Source organism: Janthinobacterium sp. GW822-FHT07H10, assembly GCF_058798675.1.
Genome location: NZ_JBXAKS010000003.1, coordinates 400,689 through 426,454, shown reverse-complemented (window position 1 = coordinate 426,454; position 25,766 = coordinate 400,689). Strand labels below are relative to the sequence as shown.

Genomic DNA, 25,766 nt, shown 5'->3' with positions numbered 1-25,766 from the left:
AAAAGGCAGTTACCGCGAGGTGACTGCCTTTTTGCATGGCCAGACGTAAAACTTAGGTCGTCAAAGGCTTGTAGCGGATGCGTTTTGGTTTCGCGCCTTCTTCGCCCAGGCGTTTCTTCTTGTCGGCTTCGTACTCTTGATAGTTACCGTCAAAGAAGGTGACCTGCGAGTTGCCTTCGAAGGCCAGGATGTGCGTGGCGATACGGTCGAGGAACCAGCGATCATGCGAGATGACCATCACGCTGCCGGCAAATTCCAGCAGAGCATCTTCCAGCGCGCGCAAGGTTTCCACGTCCAGATCGTTCGACGGTTCATCGAGCAGCAGGACGTTGCCGCCCATCAACAACGTCTTGGCCAGGTGCAGACGGCCGCGTTCGCCGCCGGACAGGTTGCCCACGAGTTTCTGCTGGTCCGAGCCCTTGAAGTTGAAGCGGCCCAGGTAGGCGCGCGACGGCATTTCGAAGCGGCCCACGGTCAGCATGTCGGCGCCGCCGGAGACGTCCTCGAATACGGACTTGTTGTCGGCCAGCGAATCGCGGTTCTGGTCGACGATGGAAACGCGCGCCGTCTGGCCGATGGCCACTTCGCCGCTGTCCGGTGTTTCCTTGCCGGTGATCATCTTGAACAGGGTCGATTTACCGGCGCCGTTGGGGCCGATGATGCCGACGATGGCGCCTGGCGGCACGGTAAAGCTCAGGTTATCGATCAGCAGGCGGTCGCCAAACGCTTTAGACACGTTCTTGAACTCGATGACGTCATTGCCCAGGCGTTCGGCCACGGGAATAAAGATTTCCTGCGTTTCGTTGCGTTTCTGGTATTCGTGCTCGGACAGCTCGTTGAAGCGGGCCAGGCGGGCCTTCGACTTGGCCTGGCGCGCTTTCGGGTTCTGGCGCGACCATTCCAATTCCTTCTGCAGCGCCTTCTGGCGCGCCGATTCCGTCGACTCTTCCTGCTTCAGGCGGGCCTGCTTCTGCTCCAGCCAGGTCGAGTAATTGCCCTTCCATGGAATGCCGCTGCCACGGTCCAGCTCCAGGATCCACTCTGCCGCGTTGTCGAGGAAGTAGCGGTCATGGGTGATGGCCACGACGGTACCCGGGAAGCGCAGCAGGAATTGTTCCAGCCAGTCGACCGATTCCGCATCCAGATGGTTGGTCGGTTCGTCGAGCAGCAGCATGTCCGGTTTCGACAGCAGCAGCTTGCACAGCGCCACGCGGCGTTTTTCACCGCCGGACAGCACGCCGACCTTGGCATCCCATGGCGGCAGGCGCAGCGCGTCGGCGGCCATTTCCAGCTGCAGGTTCAGATTGCCGCCGTCGGACGTCGAAATGATCGCTTCCAGGCGCGCCTGTTCCGTGGCCAGGGCGTCGAAATCGGCGTCTTCCTCGGCGTACGCGGCGTACACGGCTTCCAGCTTGGCTTGCGCTTCAAATACTTCGCCCAGGCCCGATTCGACTTCCTGGCGCACGGTCTTTTCCGGGTCCAGCTGCGGTTCCTGCGGCAGGTAGCCGATGTTCAGGCCCGGCATGGGCACGGCTTCGCCCTGGATGTCGGTGTCGATGCCTGCCATGATCTTCAGCAGCGTCGATTTACCGGAGCCGTTCAGGCCCAGCACGCCGATCTTCGCGCCTGGGAAGAAGGAGAGGGAAATATCTTTCAGAATCTGGCGCTTGGGCGGGACGATTTTGCCCACGCGATTCATGGTGTAGACGTAATTTGCCATTAGAAATCTCGGGTGATATACAAAGACGGACAGGATACGGTAAACGCCCGCTTCCGGCCAGCGCTGCGCGCTGCGGAAACGGGCGCCGGGGCAAGACTAGGCGGCGCTGCGCGCGCGGCGGGCCGTCCACAGGCCCTCGGCCGCATACAGGGCCAGCGCCGTCCAGATGACGAGGAAGCCCAGCATGCGCTCCGGGGTGAACGCTTCGTGGAAGACCCACACGCCGATCAGCAGCTGGCCCGTGGGGGCGATGTATTGCAGCAAGCCCAGCACGGCCAGCGGCAGGCGCCGCGCGCCGGCGGCGAACAGCAGCAGGGGAATGGCCGTGATGGGGCCGGACGCCAGCAGCAGGGCGCGCGTGGCGGACGAATCCGTATTGACGAAGCCGCTCTGGCCATGCCACGCCAGCCACAGCATGTAGGCCAGCGCCAGCGGGAACAAAATCAGGGTTTCGAACGACAAGCCTTCCAGCGCGCCCAGCGACGCCGTCTTGCGCAGCAAGCCATAGCCGCCAAAGGTGGCGGCCAGCAGCAGGGCGATCCACGGCACCTGGCCCGCCTGCCAGGTGAGCCAGGCCACGCCGCAGGCGGCCAGGGCGATGGCCAGCCACTGCAGGCGGCGCAGGCGCTCGTGCAGCAGCAGGAAACCCAGCATGACATTGATCAGCGGCGTGATGAAGTAGCCGAGACTGGCATCGACCACATGGCCATTGTTGACGGCCCAGATATAGATGAACCAGTTGGCCGACAACAGGAAGGCGCTGGCGACGAAGCCGGCCACCACCTTCGGCTGGCCGCGCAGGCTGCCCAGCCAGCTCCACTGGCGGCGCACGGTCAGCACCACGCCGAGGAACAGCAGCGACCAGACCATGCGGTTGGCGAGGATTTCCTGCGGCGCGATGTCGTCGATGGCATGGAAATACAGGGGGAACAGGCCCCAGCACAGGAAGGCGAGGGAGGCGTACAGCATGCCAGGATTCATGATGGCGTTCGCTTCAGAGTAGACAGTCTGTCATTATCGCTGAAATTACCTGGGGCTGCCCGGCGCCGCTGGCGAGGCGTAGAATGGCAACAAATCAACGGCCGCCAGCCCGCCCGACCAGGCGCAGCGGTATAAAACAACGACCTTGGGGCAGCCCGGAACCATGCAAAAATACTCTTGCTATTTGCTAATACCTATCATATTGTGCGATGCAACAAAACAAAAACGGGTGCAATCTTGACGTCGCAACATAAAAAAAGCGGCCTGGCCGGCTTGACCTTGGCCGCCGTCGGCATTGTCTACGGCGATATCGGCACCAGTCCGCTGTACACCCTGAAAACCGTGTTTGATCCGGCGCACGGCCTGGCATTGACGCACAACAACCTGCTGGGCATCATCTCGCTGATCTTCTGGGGCCTGACCCTGATCGTCTCGCTCAAGTACGTGACCCTGGTGCTGCGCGCCGACAACCGCGGCGAGGGCGGCATCATGGCGCTGATGGCGCTGGTGCTGTCGTCCGTCAGCAAGGTGTCGCGCTGGCACTTTCCGTTGATGGTGATCGGCGTCTTCGGCGCCACCCTGTTCTATGGCGACAGCGTGATCACGCCCGCCATTTCCGTGCTGTCGGCGATCGAGGGCCTGGAAGTGGCCACGCCGGCCCTGAGTTCCTATGTCGTGCCGCTGACAATCGTGGTGCTGGTGGCCCTGTATTCGGTGCAGTCGCACGGCACGGCCGGCATCGGCCGCTATTTCGCGCCCATCATGGTGCTGTGGTTTGCCGCGCTGGCCGGCATGGGCGTGGTCAACATCATCAAGTCGCCGGCCATCCTGGCCGCCCTCAACCCCATGTACGCGGCCAGCTTCCTGCTCGATAACGGTTTCGTCGCGTTTGTCGCGCTGGGCGCCGTGGTGCTGGCGCTGACGGGCGCCGAGGCGCTGTATGCGGACATGGGCCACTTCGGCAAGAAGCCGATCCGCATGGCCTGGTTCCTGATCGCCTTCCCGGCCCTGAGCCTGAATTACCTGGGCCAGGGCGGCCTGCTGCTGGCGCACCCGGAAGCCGTGACGAATCCGTTTTACCAGCAGCTGGGCGCCTGGAGCGTGTATCCGCTGGTGATTCTGTCGACCATGGCCACCGTGATCGCGTCGCAGGCGACCATTTCCGGCACCTTCTCGATGACCAAGCAAGCCATCGCGCTGGGCTTCCTGCCGCGCATGCGCGTGCGCCACACGTCGGAAAGCGAAATTGGCCAGATCTACATTCCCGCCGTGAACTGGCTGCAGCTGTTCGTCGTGCTGCTGGCCGTGGTCGGCTTCGGCTCGTCGGAAAACCTGGCCGCCGCCTACGGCATCGCCGTCACGGCCACCATGCTGTCGACCACCATCCTGACCTTCTTCGTCATCCGCTACCGCTGGAAGATGAATCTGGCGCTGTGCTGGGCCGCCACGGGCTTTTTCCTCATCATCGACGTCAACCTGGTGGCGGCGACGGCGCTGAAGCTGTTCCACGGCGGCTGGTTCCCGCTGCTGCTGGGCTCGATCCTCTTCATCGTCATGCTGACCTGGAAGCGGGGCCGCCAGCTGGTGTTCCAGAACCTGGAAAAGCACGCGATTCCGCTCGACGATTTCCTTTCGTCGCTGTTCATCGCGCCGCCGCTGCGCGTGCCCGGCACGGCCATCTTCCTGCGCGGCGAAACGGATGGCGTGCCGCATGCGCTGTTGCACAACTTGCTGCACAACAAGGTCTTGCATGAACGCGTCATCTTCCTCACCGTCTTCATGCACGAGGAGCCGTGGGTGGCGCCGTCCGAGCGCGTGCGCGTGGTGGACCTGGGACACCAGTGCTACCAGGTCAACGTGCATTACGGCTTCAAGGATGAGCCTGACATTCCTGGCGCGCTGGCGCAGTGCGCGGAGCAGGGGCTGGACTTCGAAATGATGGAAACGTCGTTCTTCATCGCCCGCCAGACCATCATTTCCACGCCGGGCGCCGGCATGATGCCGTGGCGCGAGCATCTGTTCGTCACCATGTCGCGCAATGCGCGCACGGCGGCCGACTACTACCAGATCCCGAGCAACCGCGTGATCGAACTCGGTACGCAGGTGGAAATCTAGAGAATGTGGTTAGTGCGTCAATGTTGTATTGACGCACTATCAACCGCCGTGCTTACGTCTGCTTACAAATGGGCCCCACCAGTCCTGTTAAACTCCAGCCCGTACCGCTCCGCACCGTACGGGCGCCAGTCACACTCCAATATTTAAAGGGAAACCATGAAATCGGTATTTCAAATGATCGCCACCCTCGCTTGCGCCGTGGCACTGACCGCCTGTGGCGCCGCTGCCAACACCGAGAAGCCGGTCGTGCTTGACCCGAACACGCAAGTCAAAGAGTTTCTCTTTCCCGATCTGGTGAAAGGCAGCGGCGCGGCAGCGGCAGCGGGCGATACCTTGCAGGTGATTTATACGGGCTGGCTGTATGACGCGAGCAAGCCGGACAGCAAAGGGACCCAGTTCGATACCAACGTAGGTAGCGCCGCTTTCCCGTTTGTTCTCGGCCTGGGCAAGGTGATCCAGGGCTGGGAGCGCGGCATCGTCGGCATGCAGGTGGGCGGCACGCGCCGCCTGGTGATTCCATCTGACCTCGGCTATGGCGCCATCGGCAGCCGCAACAAGGCGGGCGAGCTGGTGGTGCCGCCTTACGCCGGCATGGTGTTCGAGGTCACGCTGACGGACTTGGTGAAGGCCAAGTAAGCCACGCGCAGGGCCATGACAGAGAAGGGCGATTCCACGGAATCGCCCTTTTGCGTTGGGGACCCGCTTCAGGCCGGCGCCAGTTCCTGGAAGTAATACGTGGCGCCGCCCAGATTGGCCGGCGCGTCATACTGCAGTACCTGCGCGCGGCGCAGGGCCACGGGTGCGCTGAAGGCGGGGCCATCGTAGACGAAGGTGTGGAATTCGCCGTTTTCGCCGCAGGCGTCGACGCCGGGCGGCAGGTCGGCCAGGAAGGCGGCGTCGAACTCGCGCCCGCAAAACTCGCGCGGCAGGTGCTGGCCATTGATGCAGACGACGATGGCCTTGAAGCCGGCGGCGAGAAATTCGTCGACCAGCGCGCGCCGCTCTTCGCCCCATAGCGGCAGGTGCGCCGTCAAGCCGGCCGCGGCGCAGACTTTTTCTTCCCAGTCGCGGTGCGGCTGCAGGTCGATGTCGCCAAACAGGGCGTGGGCGATGCCATCGTCCTTTGCCGCGCGCAGCATGGCGATGAATTTTTCTTCATAACTGGCCCAGCTGGCGTGATAGCGCTGCAGGCGCGCGCCCAGGCTGGCCGCCTGCGCCTCGAGCAGCGCCGGCGGCACGCCGTGCGAGCGCGACTTGCGTCCATCTTCATCCATGGCCGTGATGAACAGCGGCACGGCCATGCCGCTGTTGCGCGCGCGCCACAGGGCCAGGCAGGAATCCTTGCCGCCGCTCCAGGAGATGAGGGCCGTCGTCATGCCGTCGTGTCCTGCGCCACGGGGCGCAGCATGTCGACGTGCTGTATGCCGTCTTCATCGTATGGCGCGCTGACGGTGACAAAGCCGAACGACTGGTAGAAGCGCTCCAGGTAGTGCTGGGCGCCGATGCGGATGGCGTGGCCGGGATGCTGGCGTTCCGCGCGCGCGATGCCTTCGACCAGCAGCTGCCTGCCGGCGCCCGTGCTGCGCGCCTCGGGCGCCGTCAGCACGCGGCCCAGCGACATTTCCACGTATTTGGCGCCCGGCGCCAGCACGCGTAGGTAGGCGGCCAGCACCGGCTGGCCATCGACGTCGTGCCAGCCCAGCAGATGCATGGCCCGCTGGTCATGCCCGTCGAGGTCCGGGTAGATGCACTGCTGCTCGATGACGAACACGCGCTGGCGCAAGGCCAGCACCTGGTACAAGTCGTGGGGGCCGAGTGCGTCGAACGTCGTCCATTGCCAGCTGATCATGGGTCATCCTTCAATTATCGTGGCCGTGATTTTACCGGCTTCCCGCCTCCGGCGTGGGATAGCGCTGCGCATACCATTGCTTCAGGTGCTCGATGCAGCGCGTCACGCGCGGCGCCACGAGCTGGCGCGACGGATAGATGGCGAACAGCGCCAGGCTGGGGCGTTCCACTTCGGGGAACAGTTCGACCAGGGCGCCGCTGGCCAGCGCTTCGCGGCAGACAAAGGTGGGCAGGATGCCGATGCCCAGGCCGCGCAGGATCAGGCTGCGCATGAACAGCGTGTTATTCGTGCGCACCCAGTTCGGCACTTCGATGTCGCTGTGCGGTCCCGCATGGCGCAGCGGCCAGCGGTTGCCGAACAGGGCGTGGCTGTAGATGAAGCAGCGCTGGCGCGTCAGTTCCGTCGGCGCCAGCAGGGGGCCATGGCGTTCCAGGTAGGCCGGCGCGCAACAGATATGCAGGCGGTAGTCGTGGATGTGGCGCGCCACATAGCTCGAATCGGTGAGCGCCGTGGTGACGCGAAACCCCAGGTCGTAGTTGGCGGCCGCCAGGTCCACGTATTCATCCTTCAGGTCGACGTCGAGGCGCAGCGCGGGCCAGTCGGCCATGAAATCGGCCAGGCCCTCGGCCAGTTCGCCCACGCCCAGCGACAGCGGGGCATTGATGCGCAATCGGCCCGTCACGTGCGCCGTCGAATGGGCCACCATGTCCTCGGCCTGCGCCAGCTCGTCGAGCAGCTTGCGGCAGTGCTCGAGGTAGGCGGCGCCCGTTTCCGTCAGGGCCAGCTGGCGCGTGGTGCGCGTCATCAGGCGCCCGCCCAGCTCCTGCTCCAGCTGGCCGATGCGCCGGCTCACATACGAGGCCGACAGGTCCAGCTCGTCGGCCGCGCGGCGAAAGCTGCCCAGCTCGGCCACGCGGCGAAACAGTTGCATCGCCTGCAATTTATCCATCTCGCTCCCCTTCGTCCATTCAGTCGTATTGCGCATCAGTGCGCTGCATTATTGATCATTTTTTTATATTTTGATTGGCAATATGCTGGTGACCTCTCGACAGAAAGGCCACACCATGAAAAAACTACTGCTCGGCAGCCTGCTGCTCGCCGCCTTTTCCACCGTCCAGGCGGCCGAGGTCCTCGTCGTGCTGTCCGATGCGAACCACCTCGACTTGCGCGACGGCAAGGTGTTCCAGACGGGCTTTTATCTGAATGAATTGATGCAGCCCGTGAAAAAGCTGCTCGACGCGGGCCATACGGTGACGTTCGCCACGCCGCAGGGCAAGGCGCCCACGCTCGACGCCAGCTCCGATACGGCCGACTATTTTGGCGGCGACGGGGCCGCGCACGCGGCGCACAAGGCCTTGCTGGAGCAGCTGGCGCTGACCGTGCCTGGCCGCTCGCCCGTCATCAGCCTGAAAAGGGTGGCGCAGATCGGCTATGGCCACTACGCGGCCGTGCTGGTGCCGGGCGGCCACGCACCGATGCAGGATTTATTGAAGGATGCCAGCCTGGGCGCCCTGCTGCGCCAGTTCCACGCGGATGGCAAGCCGACGGCCCTGCTGTGCCATGGCCCCATCGCCCTGCTGTCGGCCCTGCCGCAGGCGGCGGCGTTCACGGCGGCGCTGGAAGCGGGCCAGACACCCGCCAGGCCCGCCGGCTGGATCTACAGTGGCTACCGCATGACGGTGATCAGCAATCAGGAAGAGGCGGCGGCGCAGGGCGCGTTGCAAGGCGGGACGATGAAGTTTTATCCGCAGTCGGGCTTGCAGGCGGCCGGCGCGCAGTATGTGTCGAACCAGGCGCCGTGGGCCAGCCACGTGGTGGTCGACCGCGAGCTGATCACGGGGCAGAATCCCGCCTCCGCGCCAGCCCTGGCGGAGCGGCTGCTGCAGGCGCTGCGCTGACAAAAATCCCCGGCGGCGCCTGGGGGCGCGGCCGGGGATGTGTCCCAAGGCGGCGGGGATTACACGAGCGTCAGGGTGACGTCGATGTTGCCGCGCGTGGCGTTCGAATAAGGGCAGACGATGTGGGCGGCGGCGACCAGCGCTTCGGCGGCGGCGCGCTCCATGCCCGGCAGCGCGATCTTCAGTTCCACTTCGATGCCGAAGCCCGTCTCGATGGCGCCGATGCCGACGTGGCCTTCGATGGCCAGGTCCGCCGGCAGGGCGATCTTGTCGCGGCCGGCGACGAATTTCATGGCGCCGATGAAGCAGGCCGAGTAGCCGGCGGCGAACAGTTGTTCCGGATTGGTGCCGACGGCGCCATTGCCACCCAATTCCTTCGGCGTGGTCAGTTTCACGTCCAGCACATTGTCGGACGAGATGGCGCGGCCTTCGCGGCCTCCGGTGGCGGTGGCGACAGCGCGGTACAGGACTTGTTTGATCGACATGATGGTTTTCCTCGTATGATTTAAATAGTTAACGACTAAATAGTGTGCTACTTGTTTCATGGGCCTGCACGTCTGCAAAAACTGTTCACTGCGGTGTCCATGCATGCAATATATATCGCGCACTATTTAATTGCAAGCGATTTTATTTTTGGGGCAGCAGCTGTTTGTGCTTTATTTTCTTGCCTTTGTCGCCACTACGGGGCTTCCGTCGCATAATGGCCACCGCCGCTGGAGCCGATTGTTATGCTTGGCCCCACTTCACTACCAGGGAAAAATCATGACCAGCCTCTTCTTTATTCTCCGCCTCGCCTTGGCCACGATGATCACGTATATCGTCGCCACCGCCATCCTGGTCGAGAATTTCCTGCGCTATGTCTTCGGGCACACCGAAGGCTTCTTTGTCATCGCCGGCGCACTGCTGGCCTGCGCCGTCATCACGAACGCGTTTTCGCACGTGCGCCGCGTGCGCCTGATCGCCGGCGAGGTCAACGCCAGCACGCTGTCGAGCCGCCAGCGGCGCCAGATCGAGATCCCGTTCGAGGCGGGCGAAGCGTTCGACATGATCGACGCGGCCATCCGCGAACTGCCGGGCAGCGAAGTGGTCGAAAGCGCGCGCGACAGCCTGCAGGTGCAAGCCCGCGTGCGCCGCGCGGCGCCCTACACGCATACGGGCCTGCCGCGCATGCGCGTGCTGGGATTCCTCGAACCGCGGCCGAACCAGATTCTCGCCACCGTCACGCCGAATGGCGAAGCGGGCAGCGTGACCCTGATCTGCGAGCCGGCGCGCAATGCCTGGACCGACTGGTTCCTCGTCGACCATGGCAGCAACCTGGAAAATGCGGAAGCGGTGACGCGGGCGCTCACGCGGCGGGTGGCGCAGCGCCGGCGCGGCGAGCAGGCCGAGGCGCGCCAGACGGTGACGGAAAAGGAACTCACGGTGGCCAAACTGAGCCTGCTGCATGCGCAGGTGGAGCCGCACTTCCTGTACAACACCCTGGCCAGCGCCCAGCTGCTCACGCGCAGCGATCCGGCCCGCGCCGACGAGATGCTGGGCAACCTGATCCTGTACCTGCGCCACTCGCTGCCGCGCACGGAGCAAGCCATGTCGACCCTGGGCACGGAACTCGAGCGGGCGCGCGCCTACCTCGATATCCTGAAAATCCGCATGGGCACCCGCCTGAACCTGCAGATCGAGGTGCCGCAATACCTGCGCCAGGTGGAATTGCCGCCGATGATGCTGCAAACCCTGGTGGAGAACGCCATCAAGCACGGACTGGAGCCGAAAAGCGGCGGCGGCACCGTCTGGATCATGGCGCGCAGCGGCAATGGCACGGTGATCGTCACGGTGGCCGACGATGGCAAGGGCTTCAGCGACGACGGCGCCGGCACGGGCATTGGTTTACGCAATGTGCGCGAACGCCTGCGCCTGACCTACGGCAATGCCGCGGCGTTTGCCATCGTCGCCAATTTCCCCGATGGCGTGACGGCCACCATCACGGTGCCCGACAGCACGGCGCAAGGAGCGTCATATGGATAGGACTCTGGATGGCATGACGTGCGTGATCGCCGAAGACGAGACCCTGCTGCGCGACGCGCTGGTGGCCCTGCTGGCCGAGGAATGGCCCGGCCTGCGCATCGTCGCCGCCTGCGATGACGGCGGCACGGCGCTCGAGGCCATCGCCACCCTGCGTCCCGACGTGGCGTTTCTCGATATCCGCATGCCGGGCCTGACGGGGCTGGAAGTGGCGGCCGGCGCGCTGGAAGCGAGTCCCGCCACCCAGGTGGTGTTCGTCACGGCCTACGACCAGTACGCGATCGACGCGTTCGACAAGGGGGCCGTCGATTACCTGCTCAAGCCGATCGGACGCGAGCGCCTGCAGGCGACCCTGCAACGCGTGCGGGCGCGCGCCGGCAAGGGCGCGCCCGGCGACAGCGTGCTGGCCGGCCTGCTGCAGCAATTGAGCGGCGCCCTGCCGGCGGTGGCCAAGTCGCCGCCGCTGGTGTGGCTGACGGCCAGCTGCGGCAAGGATACGCGATTGATCATGGTGGACGACATCGCCTATTTTCAATCCGACACCAAGTACACGGCCGTCATGACGGCCGATGGCGAGGCGCTGCTGCGCAAGCCGATCCGCGAACTGCTCGACGTGCTCGACCCGGCCATTTTCAAACAGATCCACCGCTCCACCATCGTCAACATGAAGATGGTGGCCTCCGTCACGCGCGACGAGGTGGGGCGCGGCGCCCTGCGCCTGAAGACGCGGCCGGAAACCCTGGCCGTGAGCCAGCCGTTCATGGCGCTGTTCCGGAATATGTAAGGCCGGGGTCGGCCCGCCGGCAGTTACTCCGCGGTTTCAAAACCTTCGAGCACATTGACGACGTTGATGCCGATTTCCTTCACCGCATAACCGCCTTCGAGGATGAAGGCGGTGGGCAGGTTCAAATGCGCCAGGCGTTCGCCCACGCGCAGGTAGTCGCCGCTTTGCAGGGCGAAGTGCGACAGCGGGTCGCCGGCGAAGGTGTCGACGCCGAGCGAGACCACCAGCGCGTCGGGCGCATACATATTGATGCGCAGGCAGGCCGTTTCCAGCGCGGCGAACCAGCTGGCCGTGGAGCTGCCTGCCGGCAGCGGCAGGTTGACGTTGTAGCCGACACCGGCGCCGCTGCCCGTCTCGTCGGCATGGCCAAGATAAAACGGGTATTCGTTGCGCGGGTCGGCGTGGATCGAGGCGAACAGCACGTCGTCGCGCGCATAGAAAATGCTCTGGGTGCCGTTGCCGTGGTGGTAGTCGATATCGAGGATGGCCACCTTGCGCGCGCCGTCGTCGAGCAAGTGCTGCGCGGCCAGGGCCGCGTTGTTCAGGTAGCAGTAGCCGCCGAAGAAATCGCTGCCCGCGTGGTGGCCCGGCGGACGCGTCAGGGCGAACGTGGCCCGCTCGCCCAGGCGCAGCGCGTGTGCCGCGTTGACGGCGCAGTCGGCGCCCGTCTTGGCCGCCGTCCACGTGCCGGCCGTCAGCGGCGTGCCGTTGTCCATCGAGTACAGGCCCAGCCTGGCCGTGAAATTCTCCGGTTCGATGTCGTGGCGCAAGGTGCGCACGGGCCACACGGATGGCAGCGCATCCTTGCCCGCGTTGTCGGGATCGAGCGCCAGCCAGTCGTGCCAGGCGTGGCGCAGGAAATGCAGGTAGCGCGGCGTATGGATGCGCTCGAGCGACGTCAGCGGCACGCCGTGCGGCGTGACGATGCGGCCCAGGTTGCGCCGTCCCAGCTCGGCCACCACCATGTCGGCCCGTTCCGGCGTCTCGAAGCACGGCACCATGGCGCCGCGAAACCATTCGACGCGGCCCCGGTGCTGGCTGTGCAACTCATTGTAGAAGGTCAGCATGGGGGCGCGTTGCGCAAGGTCGGCGTCAGGTGTGCGAACACAGGGTGCTGGCGCGGTAGGCGGCGACGAAGTCGTCGAAGCTGCCGCTTGGCGCCGCTTCCATGGCGCGCTGCTCGGCCAGCGAGCTGGCGGCAAGCTGGTCGAAATACGCGCTTTCCGCGGCCGTCGGCGGCTGCGCGCGGAAATGGGCGGCATGGCGCTCGCTTTGCTGCAGGCCGAAGGCGGCAAACGAGCCGCCGTTGGCGCGCAGCTCGGCCAGCACCCTGGCCGATGGCGTCGCATCGGGGTCGGCCAGCTTGGCCGCCTGCGCCGCCAGGCTGTCCGCATGCTGCGTGCCGCCATGGCGCGCATCGAGCAGGGCCGCCACGGGCGCGATGCGCGCCAGTAATTCCTCGCCCCACGCCTGCAGGGTGATCTCTTCGCCGTCGCGGCGCAGGGTCAGGCCCGGCGTGCGGCCTTCCTTCACGGTGCGGGCGAAATTGTTCGTGTAGCAGGCGCTCTGCTCGGCCGAGATGGGGGCGCTGTCGTCGAGCGCGCAGAACAGCAGGAAGGCGTCGAGGAAGCGGCCCGTTTCCAGGCTGATGCCCACCGGTTCGAACGGGTCGACATCCATGCAGCGCACTTCGATGTATTGCACGCCGCGCAGGCACAGGGCCTGGATCGGCCGCTCGCCCGTGCGGATCACGCGCTTCGGGCGGATGGTCGAATAGTATTCATTTTCGATCTGCAGCACGTTGGTGGAGAGCTGGATCCACTCGCCATCCTGTTTCGTGCCCAGCGCCTCGTACGGCGGATACGGGTCGTTGACGGCGTGCGTCAGTGCGTTGACGTAGTCGTCCAGGCTGTTTTCATGCGGACGCAGGCCGGACTGGGCATCGTTCTGGTAACCGAGGTCGCTCATGCGCAGGCTGGTGGCGTACGGCAGGAACAGGGTGTCGTCGGACAGGGTGTCGAGCTTGTGCGCGCGGCCGCGCAGGAAACCGGCGGACAGCGCCGGCGACGTGCCGAACAGATACATCAGCAGCCAGCTGTAGCGGCGGAAATTGCGGATCGTCGCCAGGTAGCTTTCCGATTGCACGTCTTTCGGCGTGGCCGCCGCGTGCGCCGGGCTGGCGCTGGTGTCCGGATTGCCGGCCAGGACTTGCCACAGCTGCTCGTCGAGCGAGTAGTTGTAATGGATGCCGGCGATGCATTGCATGGCTTTGCCGTAGCGCAAGGCCAGGCCGCGCCGGTACACGTGCTTGAGCATGCCCATGTTCGAGGTGCCGTAGTTGGCGATCTCGATGTCCGCTTCGGGCGGCAGCTGGCAGGGCATCGACTGGCTCCACAGCAATTCGTTGCCGAGGCGGCTGTAGGCATGGCGGTGCACGGTATCGAGCTTGTCCAGCGTGGTGGCGATGTCGGACTCGGCCGGCGTGATGAATTCAAGCAGCGCTTCGGCGTAGTCGGTGGTGATTTCAGGGTGCGTCAGCGCCGAGCCCAGGGCGGCGGGGTGGGGCGTGGAAGCCAGATGGCCGGCGTGGTCGACGCGCAGGGTTTCACGCTCGATGCCGCGCAAGCCGCCCAGCAGCGCGCGGTTGGCATCTTCGGTCAGCAATGCCAGGCGGCGAGTCAACAGGTTGGGCAATTTGAGCTTCCTTTCTTGTGCAGCAGATAAATAATTTGTGCTGAGATTAACCGAAAATTGGCAAATGCGTCGGCGCCGGCCCAAAAAACGCCGCATCGCCAGCGTCCGCCCCGGGCAACGGGGACGGCGCTTCGGTCAGGAATTCGCTTGATATTTTAACAAACTGCGGAGCATCTGGCGCGTCGCTGGATCAAGCTCCGCGCAGGTGGCTGCGGTCAGCCGAGGCGGGCGCCGCTGACTCGTTCGATGCCGGCCAGGTCGCGCCAGCTTTGCACTTTGCTGTAGTTGGCGTCGGCCAGCAGGCCGCGCACGGCTTGCGCCTGATCATAGCCGTGTTCCATCAGCAGCCAGGCGCCCGACGCCAGGTGGCGCGCGGCGCCGGACACGATGGTGCGCAGGGCCGACAGGCCATCGGCATGGTCGGTCAGGGCGCCGGCCGGCTCGAAGCGCAGATCGCCTTCGGCCAGGTGGCGGTCGCCGCTGGCGATGTAGGGCGGGTTGGAGACGATGAGGTCGAACTTTTCCGTGCCCAGCGCCTCGAACCAGTCGCTGGCCATGAAGGTGATGTTGACGCCGTTGGCGCTGGCGTTGCGGCGCGCCACGGCCAGCGCCGCGCTGCTGACGTCCAGGGCCGTGACGACGGCGTCGGGCCGCGTGTACGCCAGGGCGACGGCGATGGCGCCGCTGCCGGTGCCCATGTCGAGCACCCGTCCGCCCGGCGGCAGGCGCTCGAGCGCCAGTTCCACCAGCACTTCCGTATCGGGACGGGGGATCAGCACGGCATCGCTCACCTCGAAGGGCAGGCCGAAGAATTCGCGTTGTCCGACGATGTAGGCGATCGGTTCGCCGCGCAGGCGGCGTGCCAGCAGGGCCGATAAACGTTCGGCTTCGTCGCTGGTGAGTACTCGCTCCGATTGCGTGATCAGGCTCACGCGCGACAGGCCCAGCGCGTGGCCGAGCAGGATGCGGTTATCGAGCGGGTCGAGCAGCGGACGGATTTGCAGGGCGCCGACAGTGCTGCCGGCGGGAATCAAGGTTTCTGGCATGGTTCTTTCAGTTATTTCTGACGGCGCAGCAAGGTCCACAGCATGGCGATGGCGAAGAGGGCGAACCAGGCGAACGCCCATTGCGGGATGGACAGGCCGAGGAAGGGCTCGCCGGCGTTTTCGCAGGCGCCGTACGATTCGAACATGAACGGCATGACTTGCGCCGTGAAAATCTTGTTCAGCGCCGTTTCCACCGGGTCGATGCCGCACGAAAAGCCGGGGTTGGCCAGCACGTACAGATGCTTGGCGCCCACGCCCAGGCCGCCCAGGGCCGCAGCCAAGCCGATTGCCGCGCCGATTTTCGGCCGGTTCGCGGCCGCGCCGGCCAGGCAGGCGATGCCGATGGCGAGGAACAGGTAGCGCTGGATCACGCACAGCGGGCACGGCGCCATGTTCATGGCGTGCTGCAAATACATGGCCACGCCCAGCATCAGGAAACACAGGGCGGCGATCAACAGGAGGACGGTGCGTGAATTTTTCATGGGCGACACGGTGAGGTGGATGGGAATTAGCTGGCCATTTTCGCACAAGGGCAGATTTTTATTGCTTAGCCGCTACTTAAAGCTGTCGGCTTACGCGCCTTGCGCCAGGCCGCCCCACAAACAGCTGCGTAGGTCGGCTTAGCGCAGCGTAAGCCGACGCAACGGCGCCAGCGTTTAGTCGCCCAAGGCAGCAAGCAGTTCCGCCTGGTGCTCTGCCGCCAGCGCATTCGTCAGCTCCGTCAGGTCGCCATCCATGATGAAGTCCAGTTTATACAGGGTCAGGTTGATGCGGTGGTCCGTCAGCCGGCCCTGCGGGAAGTTGTAGGTGCGGATGCGCTCGCTGCGGTCGCCCGAGCCGATCAGGCTCTTGCGCGTGGCCGCTTCCTTCGACTGCTGTTCGCGCAATTGCACGTCCTTGATGCGCGCGGCCAGCACTTTCATGGCCTGCGCCTTGTTCTTGTGCTGGCTGCGGTCATCCTGGCATTCGACCACGATGCCGGTCGGCAAGTGAGTGATGCGCACGGCGGAATCCGTCTTGTTGATGTGCTGGCCGCCGGCGCCCGAGGCGCGGTAGGTGTCGATGCGCAGGTCGGCCGGGTTGATGTTGACGTCCTCGACTTCGTCCGCCTCCGGCATCACGGCCACCGTGCAGGCCGACGTGTGGATGCGGCCCTGGGTTTCCGTGGCCGGCACGCGCTGCACGCGGTGGCCGCCCGATTCGAACTTCAGCTTCGAATACGCGCCATTGCCCACCACGCGCACGATCACTTCGCGGTAGCCGCCCAGGTCGGAGTCGGACGCCGACACCAGTTCCACCTGCCAGCGGTTGCGCTCGGCAAAGCGCGTGTACATGCGCAGCAAGTCGCCGGCGAACAGGGCCGACTCGTCGCCGCCCGTGCCGGCGCGGATTTCCAGGAAGATATTGCGCTCGTCATTGACGTCCTTCGGCAGCAGCATGGTCTGCAATTCGCGCTCGAGCTGCGCCATGGTGGCTTTCGCCGCCTCGATCTCTTCCTGGGCGAATTCCTTCATGTCCGGGTCGGCCAGCATCTCTTGCGCTGTCGCAATGTCGTTGCCCGCCTCCTGGTAGGAACGGTACAGGGCCACCAGCGGGCCCAGTTCGGCATGCTCGCGCGTCATCTTGCGGTAGCTGTCCATGTTCGACGTGGCGTCGGGGTGCATCAGCAGTTCGTCGAGTTCGACCAGGCGGTTCGCCAGTTGATCGAGTTTGGCCAGCATGGATGGTTTCATAGCGATTCGCGGTAAAAAGAGTGTGAGGGTGGGGCAGGTTCGGCAGGCCCGGCAGGCGGGCAGGAAGCGGCCGCGCGGGCGGCCAGCGGGGCTGCGCTAACGGCGGGGGCGGAACAGTTTCGGCAGCAGGGTGGCCAGTTGCTTGCGCTCGTCGCCCTGCGCGTGGTGCAGCGCCTGCTGCGGACCGTGCAGGAACTTGGCCGTCAAGCCTTTCGACAGCGCTTCGAGCACGGCGTCGATGTCGGCGCCCTTGGCCAGCATCTTGCGCGCCCGTTCGACTTCCATCAGGCGCAGCGCTTCGCTGCTTTCATGCAAATTCTGGATGACGGGCACCATGGCGCGGTCGTCGACCCAGCTCATGAAGGACTGCACGCGCGTCTCGATGATGGCTTCGGCTTGCGCCACGGCCGCTTGCCGGCTTTCCAGGCCCGTCTGCACGACCTTGCCCAGGTCGTCGACCGTGTACAGGAAGACGTCGTTCAGGCGGCCCACTTCCGCTTCGATATCGCGCGGCACGGCCAGGTCGACCATGAACATGGGCTTGTGGCGGCGCGCCTTGATGGCGCGCTCGACCAGGCCCAGGCCCAGCAGCGGCAGCGACGACGCCGTGCACGAGATGACGATGTCGAAGCGGTGCAATTGTTCCGGCAAATCGGCCAGGCGGATGGCCGTGCCGTTGAAGCGGTGCGCGAGTTCCTCGCCGCGCTCCATGGTACGGTTGGCGATCGTGATGCTTTTCGGATTTTGTGCGGCAAAATGGGTGGCGCACAGTTCGATCATTTCGCCGGCACCGATGAACAGCACATTCTGTTCGGCGATCTTGTCGAAGATGCGTTGCGACAGGCGCACGGCGGCGGCCGCCATGGAGACGCTGTGGGCGCCGATTTCCGTGCTGCTGCGCACTTCCTTGGCGACGGAAAAGCTGCGCTGGAACAATTGGTGCAGATACGTGCCCAGGCCGCCCGCCTCGTCGGCCGTGCGGATGGCGTCCTTGATCTGTCCCAGGATCTGCGTTTCGCCCAGCACCATCGAATCGAGCCCGGAGGCGACGCGGAAGGTGTGGCGCACGGCATCGTGCTGCGGCAGCATATACAGGTGGGGACGCAGCTCGCTGTAGTTGAGCTTATGGTAGTCGGCCAGGAAATGCGCGCCCGCATCGAGCGGGTTCGGCACGTGGCTGGCCGCATACAGTTCCGTGCGGTTGCAGGTCGAGAGGATGGCCGCTTCGTCGTTGTCGCGCAGGTCGATGCGCTGGAACCAGGTGCGCGCCGCCATCACCGCCTGGCCCAGATGCTCAGGCGCAAACGCCAGCTGTTCGCGTAGCGACACTGGGGCGGTGGTGTGATTGAGGCCGACGGCTAGCAGTTGCATTTCAGGGCTGTTGGGAATTCTTATGCCGACATTATAGCGCCTTGTGCCCGATCTTTGAGCAGCACGGCAGTTTGCGCCCCGGCGCGGCGGCGTCAGCCCCCCAGTTTTTCCAGGCGATAGCCATAACTGTAGACGGGCACCAGGCGGTAGCCGTGTTCCGGCTTCAGCTGCAGCTTGTTGCGCACGCGCGAGACGTGGGTATCCATGGTGCGCGACGGCAGGGCCGTGTCGCGCTGCCAGACGGCTTCGTGGATGTAGGCGCGCGACAGGGGGCGGCCCAGGTTGCGGAAGAACAGCAGCGCCAGGGCGAATTCCTTGTGCGTCACGTCGAGCACCTCGCCATGCATCAGCAGGCGGCCGGGACGGGTTTCAAACGTGTAGATACCGAAGTGCAGCTGCTCGGCGCCATTTTGCGCCGGATACGCGACGCGCAGCAGCGCCTGGGTGCGCAAGGTCAGTTCGCTGCGCCGCAGGGGCTTGATCATGTAGTCGTCGGCGCCGGCCGTCATGCCCGCCACCACGTCGTCCTCGCCCGAGCTGTTGGTCATAAACAACACCGGCGCCTTGGGCGCCAGTTTTTCGCGCGCGCGGCGCAGCACTTCGGCACCGTCCAGGTCGCTTACATGCCAGTCGAGGATCAGCATGTCGCAACTGTCCTTGCGCAGCTGCCCCAGCATTTCCTTGCCACTTTGAAACTCGTGGCAAGCGTGGCCGGCGGCGGTGAGCACCTGGCAGATCAGTTCTGCCTGACTATGGTCGCTATCGAGTACGGCAATTCGCATGATTGGCTGGAATGTGTTGCAACAAACAGACGGCCCGCTCTGCTTATCGTAATGTTAAGGTATGCTCAAGTGAAATATAACAGAGATTGCAACTGTGTCCAGTGAAATCGGAGGCCAGGCTCTTTACGTTACACTTGTTCATCTACCCTTACTGCGGAGAAACGGGCATGGCAGACAAGAGCACCACCGATTGGACCCTGATACCGGCCAGTAGCGCCGAAATCGAGCAGGTGCGCGAGCGTTGCCGGCGCCTGGTGCAGCGGCGCGCCATGATGTCGGCCGGCGCCTCGGCCATCCCCATCCCCGGCATCGACCTGATGTCCGACGTGGGCCTGTTTTCCATGCTGATCAACGATATCAACCACGAATTCGGCCTCACGCCCGAGCAGATCGAGCGTCTCAACCCGCAGTTCAAGCTGATGGCCTACCGCGCGGCGGTGGGCATGGGCGGCATGCTGGTAGGCAAACTGGTGTCGCGCGAGCTGATACTCCAGCTGCTCAAGCGCAGTGGCGTCAAGATTGCCACCAAGCAGGTGGCGCGCTTCGTGCCGTTTGCCGGCCAGGCGGTGGCGGCGGCGATCGGCTATGCCGTGTTCCGCCAGATCGGCAACCAGCACGTGAATGCCTGCGCCGCGGTGGCGCAGGAGTTGCTCACGGTCAGGCCGGATTAGGGCCGAAGGAGGGCATGGCAGGCGCCGCGGTTGCGGCGCCGCCATCTCATGCGTCCGGCAGGACGACGTTGACGTCGAGTACTTCCAGGTTGCCCTGGCGGTCCAGCGAAATCTTGATGTCGTCGGCATTGACCTTGGTGTACTTGGAAATGACGGCAATCAATTCCTTGTGCAGGGCGGGCAGGAAGTCCGGACCATCGCGTCCGCTGCGTTCGCGGGCGATGATGATCTGCAGGCGTTCCTTGGCCGCGGTTGCCGTCTTCGGCTTGGGGGGGAACAGGAAAGAAAGCAAGGCCATATCACTTCGCCCCAAAAATGCGCTGGAGTAATCCAGGCTTTTCATAGTTGGTAAAGCGCAACTCGACATCTTCGCCGAGGAAACGCGAGACCACGTCTTCATAGGCTTGCGCCACGTCCGTCCCCTTGAAATGGATGGCGGGATTGCCCTGGTTCGAGGCGGCCAGCACCTGTTCCGATTCCGGAATGATGCCCACCAGCGGGATGCGCAGGATTTCCTGCACGTCCTGGTAGGACAGCATTTCATCCGATTCCACGCGTTTCGGCGAGTAGCGGGTGATCAGCAAATGTTCCTTGACCGGCTCGCCGCCCGTCTGCGCGCGGCGCGACTTGGCTTGCAGGATGCCGAGGATGCGGTCCGAATCGCGCACCGACGACACTTCCGGGTTGGTGACGATGATGGCTTCGTCGGCGAAGGTCAGCGCCATCAGCGCGCCATGCTCGATGCCGGCCGGCGAATCGCAGATGATGAATTCGAAGCCCATGTTGATCAAGTCGTTCAACACGCGTTCCACGCCTTCTTCCGACAAGGCATCCTTGTCGCGCGTTTGCGATGCGGGCAGGATGAACAGGTTGTCGCAGTGCTTGTCCTTGATCAAGGCCTGGTTCAGCGTGGCCTCTTTATTGATCACATTGATCAGGTCGTAGACGACGCGGCGCTCGCAACCCATGATCAGGTCGAGGTTGCGCAAGCCCACGTCAAAGTCGAGCACGGCTGTCTTGTGGCCGCGCATGGCCAGACCAGTGGAAAAACTGGCGCTAGAGGTCGTCTTGCCGACACCGCCCTTGCCGGACGTCACAACAATAATTCTTGCCACAAATAATCCTTTTCAGATATCTCTTGAATTGTGCAGCTTAAGAGCGGTTCACGGGAGTGACCGGATTGACAGAGTGTATATCGATTCTGTCTCCAGCCAAACGAATTTGCGCGGGTCCGCGCGCCATTTCTGCGGGGAAACCATCCTCGAACGTGCGGTAGACACCGGCGATCGACACCAGTTCCGGTTCCATGGCCAGCGCGAAGATGCGCGCCTGGGCATTGCCCGAAGCGCCCGCCAGCGCGCGGCCATACAGCGAGGAATACACGTGGATGCTGCCATCGGCGATGATTTCGGCGCCATTGTTGACGACGGCGGTGATGATCAGGTCGCAGCCGCGCGCATAGATGCGCTGGCCGGCCCGCACGGGCGTGTCGACCACCATCACCTGCGCTTCGGCGCCGGCCTGCGCCGCCGCCGTGGGGGTATCCTTGGGGCCATCCTTGGGCGGCGCGTCGTCGCGCGTCTTGCCGCTATCGAGGCTCAAGCCCTGCGCCAGGATGGCGTCATGCATCTCGGCCGGCGCATTGCGCACGGCCACGGCATTCAAACGGTATTTTTTCAGCAGGGCCACGAGGGCGGCCCAGTCGACGGGTACGCTGCCCGGCGGCAAGTCGGCCACGTCCAGCACGGCCAGGTCGTCCTCGAAAAAGTCGGCCACGCCTCCCGTCATGTCGTGCAAGGCGGCATCGAGTGCCTGCGTATCGGCGCTATGCACAATGGCGGAAACGGCGACGACGGTGGAAATCTTGATTTCGATAGGCTTCTGCGACGGGCTTTTGGACATAAACATTTATCAAAGTGAAACTGCGGCAGGCCGAATGTTCCGTACGGCAACAATAGGGAGCAGTAAATTTCTTGCATTCTACTGCAAAAAAATCACCGTCAGGGGCCTGGCGTGTGCTATTCCGCAGGGCAATACCTACTTCATGTCAAAAAAAACGGGCGGCGCCCCGGAAAACCGGTGCGCCGCCCTGGAAGCAGCCGGGAATGCGGCCTGAGTACGCTGACCTCGATTACGCCGCGCGCATCTGTTTGGCCGCCTCGACCATATTCTGCAACGCTGTTTCCGTTTCCATCCAGCCCCGCGTCTTCAGGCCGCAGTCGGGGTTCACCCATAAATTGGCGGGCGGAATCACGGCGCTGGCCTTTTGCAGCAGTCTCACCATGTCGGGCGTGGAGGGGATGCGCGGCGAGTGGATGTCATACACGCCGGGGCCGATTTCGTTCGGGTAGGCGAACTGGCCAAAGCCCGTCAGCAGTTCCATGTCGGAGCGGCTCGTCTCGATCGTGATGACGTCGGCATCCATGGCGGCGATCTGCGGCAGGATGTCGTTGAACGCCGCGTAGCACATATGCGTGTGGATCTGCGTCGCGTCGCCGGCCACCGCGGCGGCGATGCGGAAGGCGCGCGTGGCCCAGTCCAGGTAGGCGTCCCACTGGCCGCGGCGCAGCGGCAAGCCTTCGCGGATGGCCGGCTCGTCGATCTGGATGATGCCGATGCCGGCCGCTTCCAGGTCGGCCACCTCGTCGCGGATGGCCAGGGCGAGCTGCAGCGCCGTGGCGGCGCGCGGCTGGTCGTCGCGCACGAACGACCATTGCAATATCGTGACGGGCCCCGTCAGCATGCCCTTCATCGGTTTTTGCGTCAGGCTTTGCGCGTGGACGGTCCAGGCCACCGTCATGGCGGCCGGCCGCTGCACGTCGCCGTAGATGATGGGCGGCTTCACGCAGCGCGAGCCATACGACTGCACCCAGCCCAGGCGCGTGAAGAGGAAGCCGTCGAGCTGCTCGCCGAAGTATTCGACCATGTCGTTGCGTTCCGCTTCGCCATGCACGAGCACGTCGAGGCCCAGCGCTTCCTGGCGCTCCACGGCGTGGGCGATCTCGGCGCGCATCTGCCGTTCATACTCGGCCGCCGCCAGCTCGCCCCGCTTGAAACTGGCGCGGGCGGCGCGGATGGCCGTCGTTTGCGGGAAGGAGCCGATCGTCGTCGTCGGGAAATCGGGCAGCTGCAAGCGCGCGCGCTGCACGGCCTGGCGCTGCGCAAAACTTGACGCGCGGCGGTCCACGCCGGGCGCCAAGCGCTGCAGGCGCTGGGCCACGCTCGCGCGGTGCACGCGGCCGCTGGCGCGCCGGCTGGCCAGCGCCAGGCGCGAGACGGCCAGCGCGGTGGTGTCCGGCTCGCCTTCGAGCGCGCCCTTCAGCAGGGCAAGCTCCTCGAGCTTTTCCGTGGCAAACGCCAGCCAGGACTTGATGTCGCCATCGAGGTCCGTTTCGGCCGCCAGGCTGAACGGCGCGTGCAGCAGCGAGCATGACGGCGCCAGCCACAGGTGGCCGTTGCGCCTGGCCGCCAGCGGCTGCAGCACGGCCAGGGCGGCGTCGAGGTCGGTGCGCCAGATATTGCGGCCATCGACGATGCCGATCGACAAGACCTTATGCGCGGGCAGCCAGTCCGTGACGCTGACCAGTTCATGCGGCGCGCGGATGCCGTCCACGTGCAGGCCGGCCACGGGCAGGCGGCAGGTCAGGCTGAGGTTTTCTTCCAGCGGCGAGAAATACGTGGCCAGCAGGATATTCACGCCCACCTGGTTCAGCTGCCAGTAGCTGCTCTCGAAGGCGCTGCGCCACGCGTTGGGCAAGTCCAGGCCCAGGATCGGTTCATCGAGCTGCACCCACGCCACGCCTTGCCGTTTCAGGCGGTCGAGCAGGGCGCCATACACGGGCAGCAACTGTTCCAGCAGGGTCAGGCGGTCGAAGCCGGGCGTCTTTTCCTTGCCCAGCCAGAGGAAGGTGAGGGGGCCGATCAGGGTCGCCTTGACCGGGTGGCCCAGCGCCTGCGCCTCGGCCACTTCGTCGAACAGGCGCTCGCAGGCCAGCGAAAAGCGCGTCAGCGGCGAAAATTCGGGCACCAGGTAATGGTAGTTGGTGTCAAACCACTTGGTCATTTCCAGCGCGGGCGTGCCGGCGGCGTGCGCGTGGTGCGCATGGCCGTGGCTGCAAGCGGCGTGTCCGGCATGCTGCTCGGCGCCGCGCGCCATGGTGAAGTAGCGCGACAGCGGCGATTGCCCTGGCGTGCAATGGAAACGGGCCGGTTCGCAGCCCAGCAGCTGGATCTGGCTGGCCACCTGGTCGTAGAAGGCGAAGTCGCCCACCGTCACATACGCGAGGCCGGCGTCCCGTTGCAGGGCCCAGTGGCGCGCGCGCAATGCCTTGCCCGTCGCTTCCAGCGCCGCCTCGGACACGTCGCCACGCCAGTGGCTTTCCAGCGCCCGTTTCAGTTCGCGCGCGGCGCCGATGCGGGGAAAGCCAAGAATGTGGGTGTGCACGGTCATGATGTCATCGAGATTTAATGTGGATGCGCTAGAGTGTGCGGCAATCTGGTCTATAATCAAAACGAAACATTTTGCCGAATAACATGAAAATCATTCACGCACAGAATCCCTTTTCCCGATGCTAGAAATCCGCCACCTGCGCACCCTGAGTGCCCTGCGTTCCTCCGGCAGCCTGGTGCGCGCCGCGCAACTGCTCAATTTGACGCAGTCGGCGCTGTCGCACCAGATCCGCTTGCTGGAAGAGCGCTACAAGGCGCCCTTGTTCGAGCGCAAGTCGATGCCGATCGCATTCACGGCCACGGGCAGCCGGCTGCTGGAGCTGGCCGACAAGCTGTTGCCCGAGATCGAACTGGCCGAGCGCGACGTGGCGCGCCTGTCGCAGGGCGACCAGGGGCAGTTGCGCGTGGCGCTCGAATGCCACACGTGCTTCGACTGGCTGATGCCGGTGATGGATGCGTTCCGCCAGCGCTGGCCGGACGTGGAGATCGACCTGGTGTCGGGCTTTCACAGCGAGCCGGCCGAGCTGCTGCGCTCGGGCGAGGCGGACCTGGTGATCGGTTCGCCCTACGGCCCCGACTTCACCGTGTTTCCCCTGTTCCGCTTCGAGATGCTGGTGGTGATGGCGCAGAAGCACCGGCTGCAGGCGCAGCGCCGGCTCATGGCGCAGGATTTTACGGGCGAGACACTGATTACCTATCCGGTGCCGGAAGAGCGCATCGACCTGATCCGCGAAGTGCTGCGGCCGGCCGGCATCGCCTTCGAGCGTCGCACGGCCGAGCTGACCGTGGCCGTGCTGCAATTGGTGGCGAGCCGGCGCGGCATCGCCGCCTTGCCCAACTGGGCCATCAAGAATTACGTCGATTACGATTATGTGGTGGCGCGCCCGGTGGGCGAGCACGGCCTATGGAGCGACCTGTATGTCTCCGTGCCCGAGCATTTGCAGGACAAGGCGTATGTGCGCGACTTCGTCAGCGTGATACGCGAACAGTGCGCGGCGACGCTCGATGGTATCAAGTTGTTGTCCTGATCGACGTTGGTGGGCACAAACCAACAGAAAAGCTTGAGATATATCAAGGTTTAGCAGGGAACCGCCGCTTACAGTGGAGCACTGTGCGGCGCAACATGGCACCGCCTTCAAATTGGGGAGGAACGAAATGTTTTCATTTTCCGAGCAATGGACACTGGCCGGCAAGGCCGTCGTGGAAGCACAGCTGATCAGTGCGCAAGCGTATGCGAAGGCCGCCTACGACAGCGGCGCCAGCGTGGTCGAGTTGCAGCTGGACGCGGCGCGCACGGCGTTGGCGGCCGCTACGGTGGCGGGCAATCAGCTGCTGTCGGCGAAAGACCCGCAAGAACTGCTGCAGTTGTCGCGCGCGCAGTCGCAACTGGCCATCGAGCGCATCGGTTCGTATGGCCGCCAGGCAAAGGATGTTGCTCAGGAAACCCAGGACAAATTCGCCACCGTGACAAAGGGTGAGTTTGCTGCATCGCGTCAAAAATTTGACGAGCTGTTGCAGGTGGTAAAGCAAACGCCGGTGCCCCTGATTATTCCCTTCAATAATTTTCTAAAAACCACTTTCGGTGGCGCCGATGAAGGGTATGATAAAAATAAAAACACGCGTCCGGCACGCCGGGCGTAAGCGCGTTGCGGCC

25 protein-coding genes are annotated in these 25,766 nt (G+C 64.4%); 8 read left to right on the top strand and 17 right to left on the bottom strand.

Annotation, left to right across the window (positions count from 1 at the left end; all coding sequences use genetic code 11):
- Positions 1-52: 52 nt before the first annotated feature.
- Together ettA and rarD are read right to left on the bottom strand one after the other, a co-directional pair.
- Entirely contained in the window at positions 53-1,720 is a 1,668-nt protein-coding gene (ettA, locus tag AC1RDJ_RS09680) for an energy-dependent translational throttle protein EttA (protein ID WP_071325850.1), read from the bottom strand.
- Positions 1,721-1,816: 96 nt separating this feature from the next.
- A complete protein-coding gene (gene rarD, locus AC1RDJ_RS09675) occupies positions 1,817-2,701 on the bottom strand; it encodes an EamA family transporter RarD (protein ID WP_071325849.1) in 885 nt (294 codons plus the stop codon).
- A gap of 237 nt (positions 2,702-2,938) precedes the next feature.
- Here rarD and AC1RDJ_RS09670 point away from each other — a divergent pair, with 237 nt between their 5' ends.
- Both AC1RDJ_RS09670 and AC1RDJ_RS09665 read left to right on the top strand, forming a co-directional pair.
- Positions 2,939-4,816 (top strand): potassium transporter Kup, encoded by a 1,878-nt coding sequence (locus AC1RDJ_RS09670; protein ID WP_071325848.1) that lies wholly within the window; start codon positions 2,939-2,941, stop codon positions 4,814-4,816.
- A 156-nt stretch (positions 4,817-4,972) separates the two neighbouring features.
- Positions 4,973-5,452, top strand: a complete 480-nt coding sequence (locus AC1RDJ_RS09665; protein WP_071325847.1) for an FKBP-type peptidyl-prolyl cis-trans isomerase — start codon at positions 4,973-4,975, stop codon at positions 5,450-5,452.
- Between the two features lie 68 nt (positions 5,453-5,520).
- Here the strand turns inward: AC1RDJ_RS09665 and AC1RDJ_RS09660 are convergent, their stop codons facing one another.
- Genes AC1RDJ_RS09660 through AC1RDJ_RS09650 form a run of 3 tightly spaced genes read right to left on the bottom strand, consistent with a single transcriptional unit; the run spans position 5,521 to position 7,650 of the window.
- A complete protein-coding gene (locus AC1RDJ_RS09660) occupies positions 5,521-6,192 on the bottom strand; it encodes a Dph6-related ATP pyrophosphatase (protein WP_071325846.1) in 672 nt (223 codons plus the stop codon).
- On the bottom strand, positions 6,189-6,665 hold the full coding sequence (locus AC1RDJ_RS09655; protein WP_071325845.1) for a GNAT family N-acetyltransferase: 477 nt from the start codon (positions 6,663-6,665) through the stop codon (positions 6,189-6,191). The genes AC1RDJ_RS09660 and AC1RDJ_RS09655 overlap by 4 nt, the downstream gene beginning before the upstream one ends.
- A 31-nt stretch (positions 6,666-6,696) precedes the next feature.
- Complete coding sequence (locus tag AC1RDJ_RS09650) at positions 6,697-7,650, bottom strand: LysR family transcriptional regulator (RefSeq protein WP_289887902.1); 954 nt, start codon at positions 7,648-7,650, stop codon at positions 6,697-6,699.
- A gap of 79 nt (positions 7,651-7,729) precedes the next feature.
- Here AC1RDJ_RS09650 and AC1RDJ_RS09645 point away from each other — a divergent pair, with 79 nt between their 5' ends.
- On the top strand, positions 7,730-8,563 hold the full coding sequence (locus AC1RDJ_RS09645) for a type 1 glutamine amidotransferase domain-containing protein (protein ID WP_493027305.1): 834 nt from the start codon (positions 7,730-7,732) through the stop codon (positions 8,561-8,563).
- A gap of 59 nt (positions 8,564-8,622) precedes the next feature.
- On the opposite strand, the gene AC1RDJ_RS09640 is transcribed toward AC1RDJ_RS09645, so the two are convergent.
- Positions 8,623-9,048, bottom strand: coding sequence for an organic hydroperoxide resistance protein (locus AC1RDJ_RS09640; RefSeq protein ID WP_071325842.1), 426 nt, complete (start codon positions 9,046-9,048; stop codon positions 8,623-8,625).
- A 277-nt stretch (positions 9,049-9,325) separates the two neighbouring features.
- Between AC1RDJ_RS09640 and AC1RDJ_RS09635 the strand changes: the two genes are divergently transcribed.
- Positions 9,326-10,585, top strand: coding sequence for a histidine kinase (locus AC1RDJ_RS09635; protein WP_071325841.1), 1,260 nt, complete (start codon positions 9,326-9,328; stop codon positions 10,583-10,585).
- Complete coding sequence (locus tag AC1RDJ_RS09630; protein WP_198043838.1) at positions 10,578-11,366, top strand: LytR/AlgR family response regulator transcription factor; 789 nt, start codon at positions 10,578-10,580, stop codon at positions 11,364-11,366. The genes AC1RDJ_RS09635 and AC1RDJ_RS09630 overlap by 8 nt, the downstream gene beginning before the upstream one ends.
- A gap of 23 nt (positions 11,367-11,389) precedes the next feature.
- Here the strand turns inward: AC1RDJ_RS09630 and AC1RDJ_RS09625 are convergent, their stop codons facing one another.
- The 7 genes from AC1RDJ_RS09625 to AC1RDJ_RS09595 form a co-directional block, all read right to left on the bottom strand.
- Entirely contained in the window at positions 11,390-12,433 is a 1,044-nt protein-coding gene (locus AC1RDJ_RS09625; protein ID WP_493027304.1) for a histone deacetylase family protein, read from the bottom strand.
- A 25-nt stretch (positions 12,434-12,458) separates the two neighbouring features.
- The gene (gene gshA / locus AC1RDJ_RS09620; protein WP_493027303.1) at positions 12,459-14,060 is read right to left on the bottom strand and encodes a glutamate--cysteine ligase; all 1,602 of its coding nucleotides are present in this window, start codon (positions 14,058-14,060) and stop codon (positions 12,459-12,461) included.
- Between the two features lie 215 nt (positions 14,061-14,275).
- Positions 14,276-15,106: a peptide chain release factor N(5)-glutamine methyltransferase gene (gene prmC, locus AC1RDJ_RS09615; RefSeq protein ID WP_071325837.1), complete on the bottom strand. Its 831-nt coding sequence runs from the start codon at positions 15,104-15,106 to the stop codon at positions 14,276-14,278.
- Between the two features lie 11 nt (positions 15,107-15,117).
- The gene (locus AC1RDJ_RS09610) at positions 15,118-15,588 is read right to left on the bottom strand and encodes a disulfide bond formation protein B (RefSeq protein ID WP_071326765.1); all 471 of its coding nucleotides are present in this window, start codon (positions 15,586-15,588) and stop codon (positions 15,118-15,120) included.
- A 174-nt stretch (positions 15,589-15,762) separates the two neighbouring features.
- Positions 15,763-16,839: a peptide chain release factor 1 gene (prfA, locus tag AC1RDJ_RS09605; protein WP_071325836.1), complete on the bottom strand. Its 1,077-nt coding sequence runs from the start codon at positions 16,837-16,839 to the stop codon at positions 15,763-15,765.
- 96 nt (positions 16,840-16,935) lie between these two features.
- A complete protein-coding gene (gene hemA / locus AC1RDJ_RS09600) occupies positions 16,936-18,210 on the bottom strand; it encodes a glutamyl-tRNA reductase (RefSeq protein WP_071325835.1) in 1,275 nt (424 codons plus the stop codon).
- A gap of 92 nt (positions 18,211-18,302) precedes the next feature.
- The gene (locus AC1RDJ_RS09595; protein WP_071325834.1) at positions 18,303-18,992 is read right to left on the bottom strand and encodes a response regulator transcription factor; all 690 of its coding nucleotides are present in this window, start codon (positions 18,990-18,992) and stop codon (positions 18,303-18,305) included.
- Between the two features lie 167 nt (positions 18,993-19,159).
- Here AC1RDJ_RS09595 and AC1RDJ_RS09590 point away from each other — a divergent pair, with 167 nt between their 5' ends.
- Positions 19,160-19,663 (top strand): hypothetical protein, encoded by a 504-nt coding sequence (locus AC1RDJ_RS09590; RefSeq protein WP_071325833.1) that lies wholly within the window; start codon positions 19,160-19,162, stop codon positions 19,661-19,663.
- A 46-nt stretch (positions 19,664-19,709) separates the two neighbouring features.
- Here AC1RDJ_RS09590 and minE read toward each other — a convergent pair whose 3' ends face one another.
- The 4 genes from minE to metE form a co-directional block, all read right to left on the bottom strand.
- Positions 19,710-19,961: a cell division topological specificity factor MinE gene (minE, locus tag AC1RDJ_RS09585; protein WP_034752886.1), complete on the bottom strand. Its 252-nt coding sequence runs from the start codon at positions 19,959-19,961 to the stop codon at positions 19,710-19,712.
- A gap of 1 nt (position 19,962) precedes the next feature.
- On the bottom strand, positions 19,963-20,778 hold the full coding sequence (gene minD, locus AC1RDJ_RS09580; RefSeq protein ID WP_071325832.1) for a septum site-determining protein MinD: 816 nt from the start codon (positions 20,776-20,778) through the stop codon (positions 19,963-19,965).
- 37 nt (positions 20,779-20,815) lie between these two features.
- On the bottom strand, positions 20,816-21,565 hold the full coding sequence (gene minC, locus AC1RDJ_RS09575; protein WP_493027302.1) for a septum site-determining protein MinC: 750 nt from the start codon (positions 21,563-21,565) through the stop codon (positions 20,816-20,818).
- Positions 21,566-21,794: 229 nt separating this feature from the next.
- The gene (metE, locus tag AC1RDJ_RS09570; protein WP_493027301.1) at positions 21,795-24,113 is read right to left on the bottom strand and encodes a 5-methyltetrahydropteroyltriglutamate--homocysteine S-methyltransferase; all 2,319 of its coding nucleotides are present in this window, start codon (positions 24,111-24,113) and stop codon (positions 21,795-21,797) included.
- A 118-nt stretch (positions 24,114-24,231) separates the two neighbouring features.
- On the opposite strand from metE, the gene AC1RDJ_RS09565 reads away from it, so the two are divergent.
- Complete coding sequence (locus AC1RDJ_RS09565; protein ID WP_071325830.1) at positions 24,232-25,140, top strand: LysR family transcriptional regulator; 909 nt, start codon at positions 24,232-24,234, stop codon at positions 25,138-25,140.
- Positions 25,141-25,267: 127 nt separating this feature from the next.
- Positions 25,268-25,753, top strand: a complete 486-nt coding sequence (locus tag AC1RDJ_RS09560) for a phasin family protein (RefSeq protein WP_071325829.1) — start codon at positions 25,268-25,270, stop codon at positions 25,751-25,753.
- Positions 25,754-25,766 lie beyond the last annotated feature (13 nt).

Coding starts and splice junctions, on each gene's coding strand:
- ettA (WP_071325850.1), bottom strand. CDS start 1,720: ATGGCAAATTACGTCTACACCATGAATCGCGTGGGCAAAATCGTCCCG.
- rarD (WP_071325849.1), bottom strand. CDS start 2,701: ATGAATCCTGGCATGCTGTACGCCTCCCTCGCCTTCCTGTGCTGGGGC.
- AC1RDJ_RS09665 (WP_071325847.1), top strand. CDS start 4,973: ATGAAATCGGTATTTCAAATGATCGCCACCCTCGCTTGCGCCGTGGCA.
- AC1RDJ_RS09660 (WP_071325846.1), bottom strand. CDS start 6,192: ATGACGACGGCCCTCATCTCCTGGAGCGGCGGCAAGGATTCCTGCCTG.
- AC1RDJ_RS09655 (WP_071325845.1), bottom strand. CDS start 6,665: ATGATCAGCTGGCAATGGACGACGTTCGACGCACTCGGCCCCCACGAC.
- AC1RDJ_RS09650 (WP_289887902.1), bottom strand. CDS start 7,650: ATGCGCAATACGACTGAATGGACGAAGGGGAGCGAGATGGATAAATTG.
- AC1RDJ_RS09645 (WP_493027305.1), top strand. CDS start 7,730: ATGAAAAAACTACTGCTCGGCAGCCTGCTGCTCGCCGCCTTTTCCACC.
- AC1RDJ_RS09640 (WP_071325842.1), bottom strand. CDS start 9,048: ATGTCGATCAAACAAGTCCTGTACCGCGCTGTCGCCACCGCCACCGGA.
- AC1RDJ_RS09635 (WP_071325841.1), top strand. CDS start 9,326: ATGACCAGCCTCTTCTTTATTCTCCGCCTCGCCTTGGCCACGATGATC.
- AC1RDJ_RS09630 (WP_198043838.1), top strand. CDS start 10,578: ATGGATAGGACTCTGGATGGCATGACGTGCGTGATCGCCGAAGACGAG.
- AC1RDJ_RS09625 (WP_493027304.1), bottom strand. CDS start 12,433: ATGCTGACCTTCTACAATGAGTTGCACAGCCAGCACCGGGGCCGCGTC.
- prmC (WP_071325837.1), bottom strand. CDS start 15,106: ATGCCAGAAACCTTGATTCCCGCCGGCAGCACTGTCGGCGCCCTGCAA.
- AC1RDJ_RS09610 (WP_071326765.1), bottom strand. CDS start 15,588: ATGAAAAATTCACGCACCGTCCTCCTGTTGATCGCCGCCCTGTGTTTC.
- prfA (WP_071325836.1), bottom strand. CDS start 16,839: ATGAAACCATCCATGCTGGCCAAACTCGATCAACTGGCGAACCGCCTG.
- hemA (WP_071325835.1), bottom strand. CDS start 18,210: ATGCAACTGCTAGCCGTCGGCCTCAATCACACCACCGCCCCAGTGTCG.
- AC1RDJ_RS09595 (WP_071325834.1), bottom strand. CDS start 18,992: ATGCGAATTGCCGTACTCGATAGCGACCATAGTCAGGCAGAACTGATC.
- AC1RDJ_RS09590 (WP_071325833.1), top strand. CDS start 19,160: ATGGCAGACAAGAGCACCACCGATTGGACCCTGATACCGGCCAGTAGC.
- minE (WP_034752886.1), bottom strand. CDS start 19,961: ATGGCCTTGCTTTCTTTCCTGTTCCCCCCCAAGCCGAAGACGGCAACC.
- minC (WP_493027302.1), bottom strand. CDS start 21,565: ATGTCCAAAAGCCCGTCGCAGAAGCCTATCGAAATCAAGATTTCCACC.
- metE (WP_493027301.1), bottom strand. CDS start 24,113: ATGACCGTGCACACCCACATTCTTGGCTTTCCCCGCATCGGCGCCGCG.
- AC1RDJ_RS09565 (WP_071325830.1), top strand. CDS start 24,232: ATGCTAGAAATCCGCCACCTGCGCACCCTGAGTGCCCTGCGTTCCTCC.
- AC1RDJ_RS09560 (WP_071325829.1), top strand. CDS start 25,268: ATGTTTTCATTTTCCGAGCAATGGACACTGGCCGGCAAGGCCGTCGTG.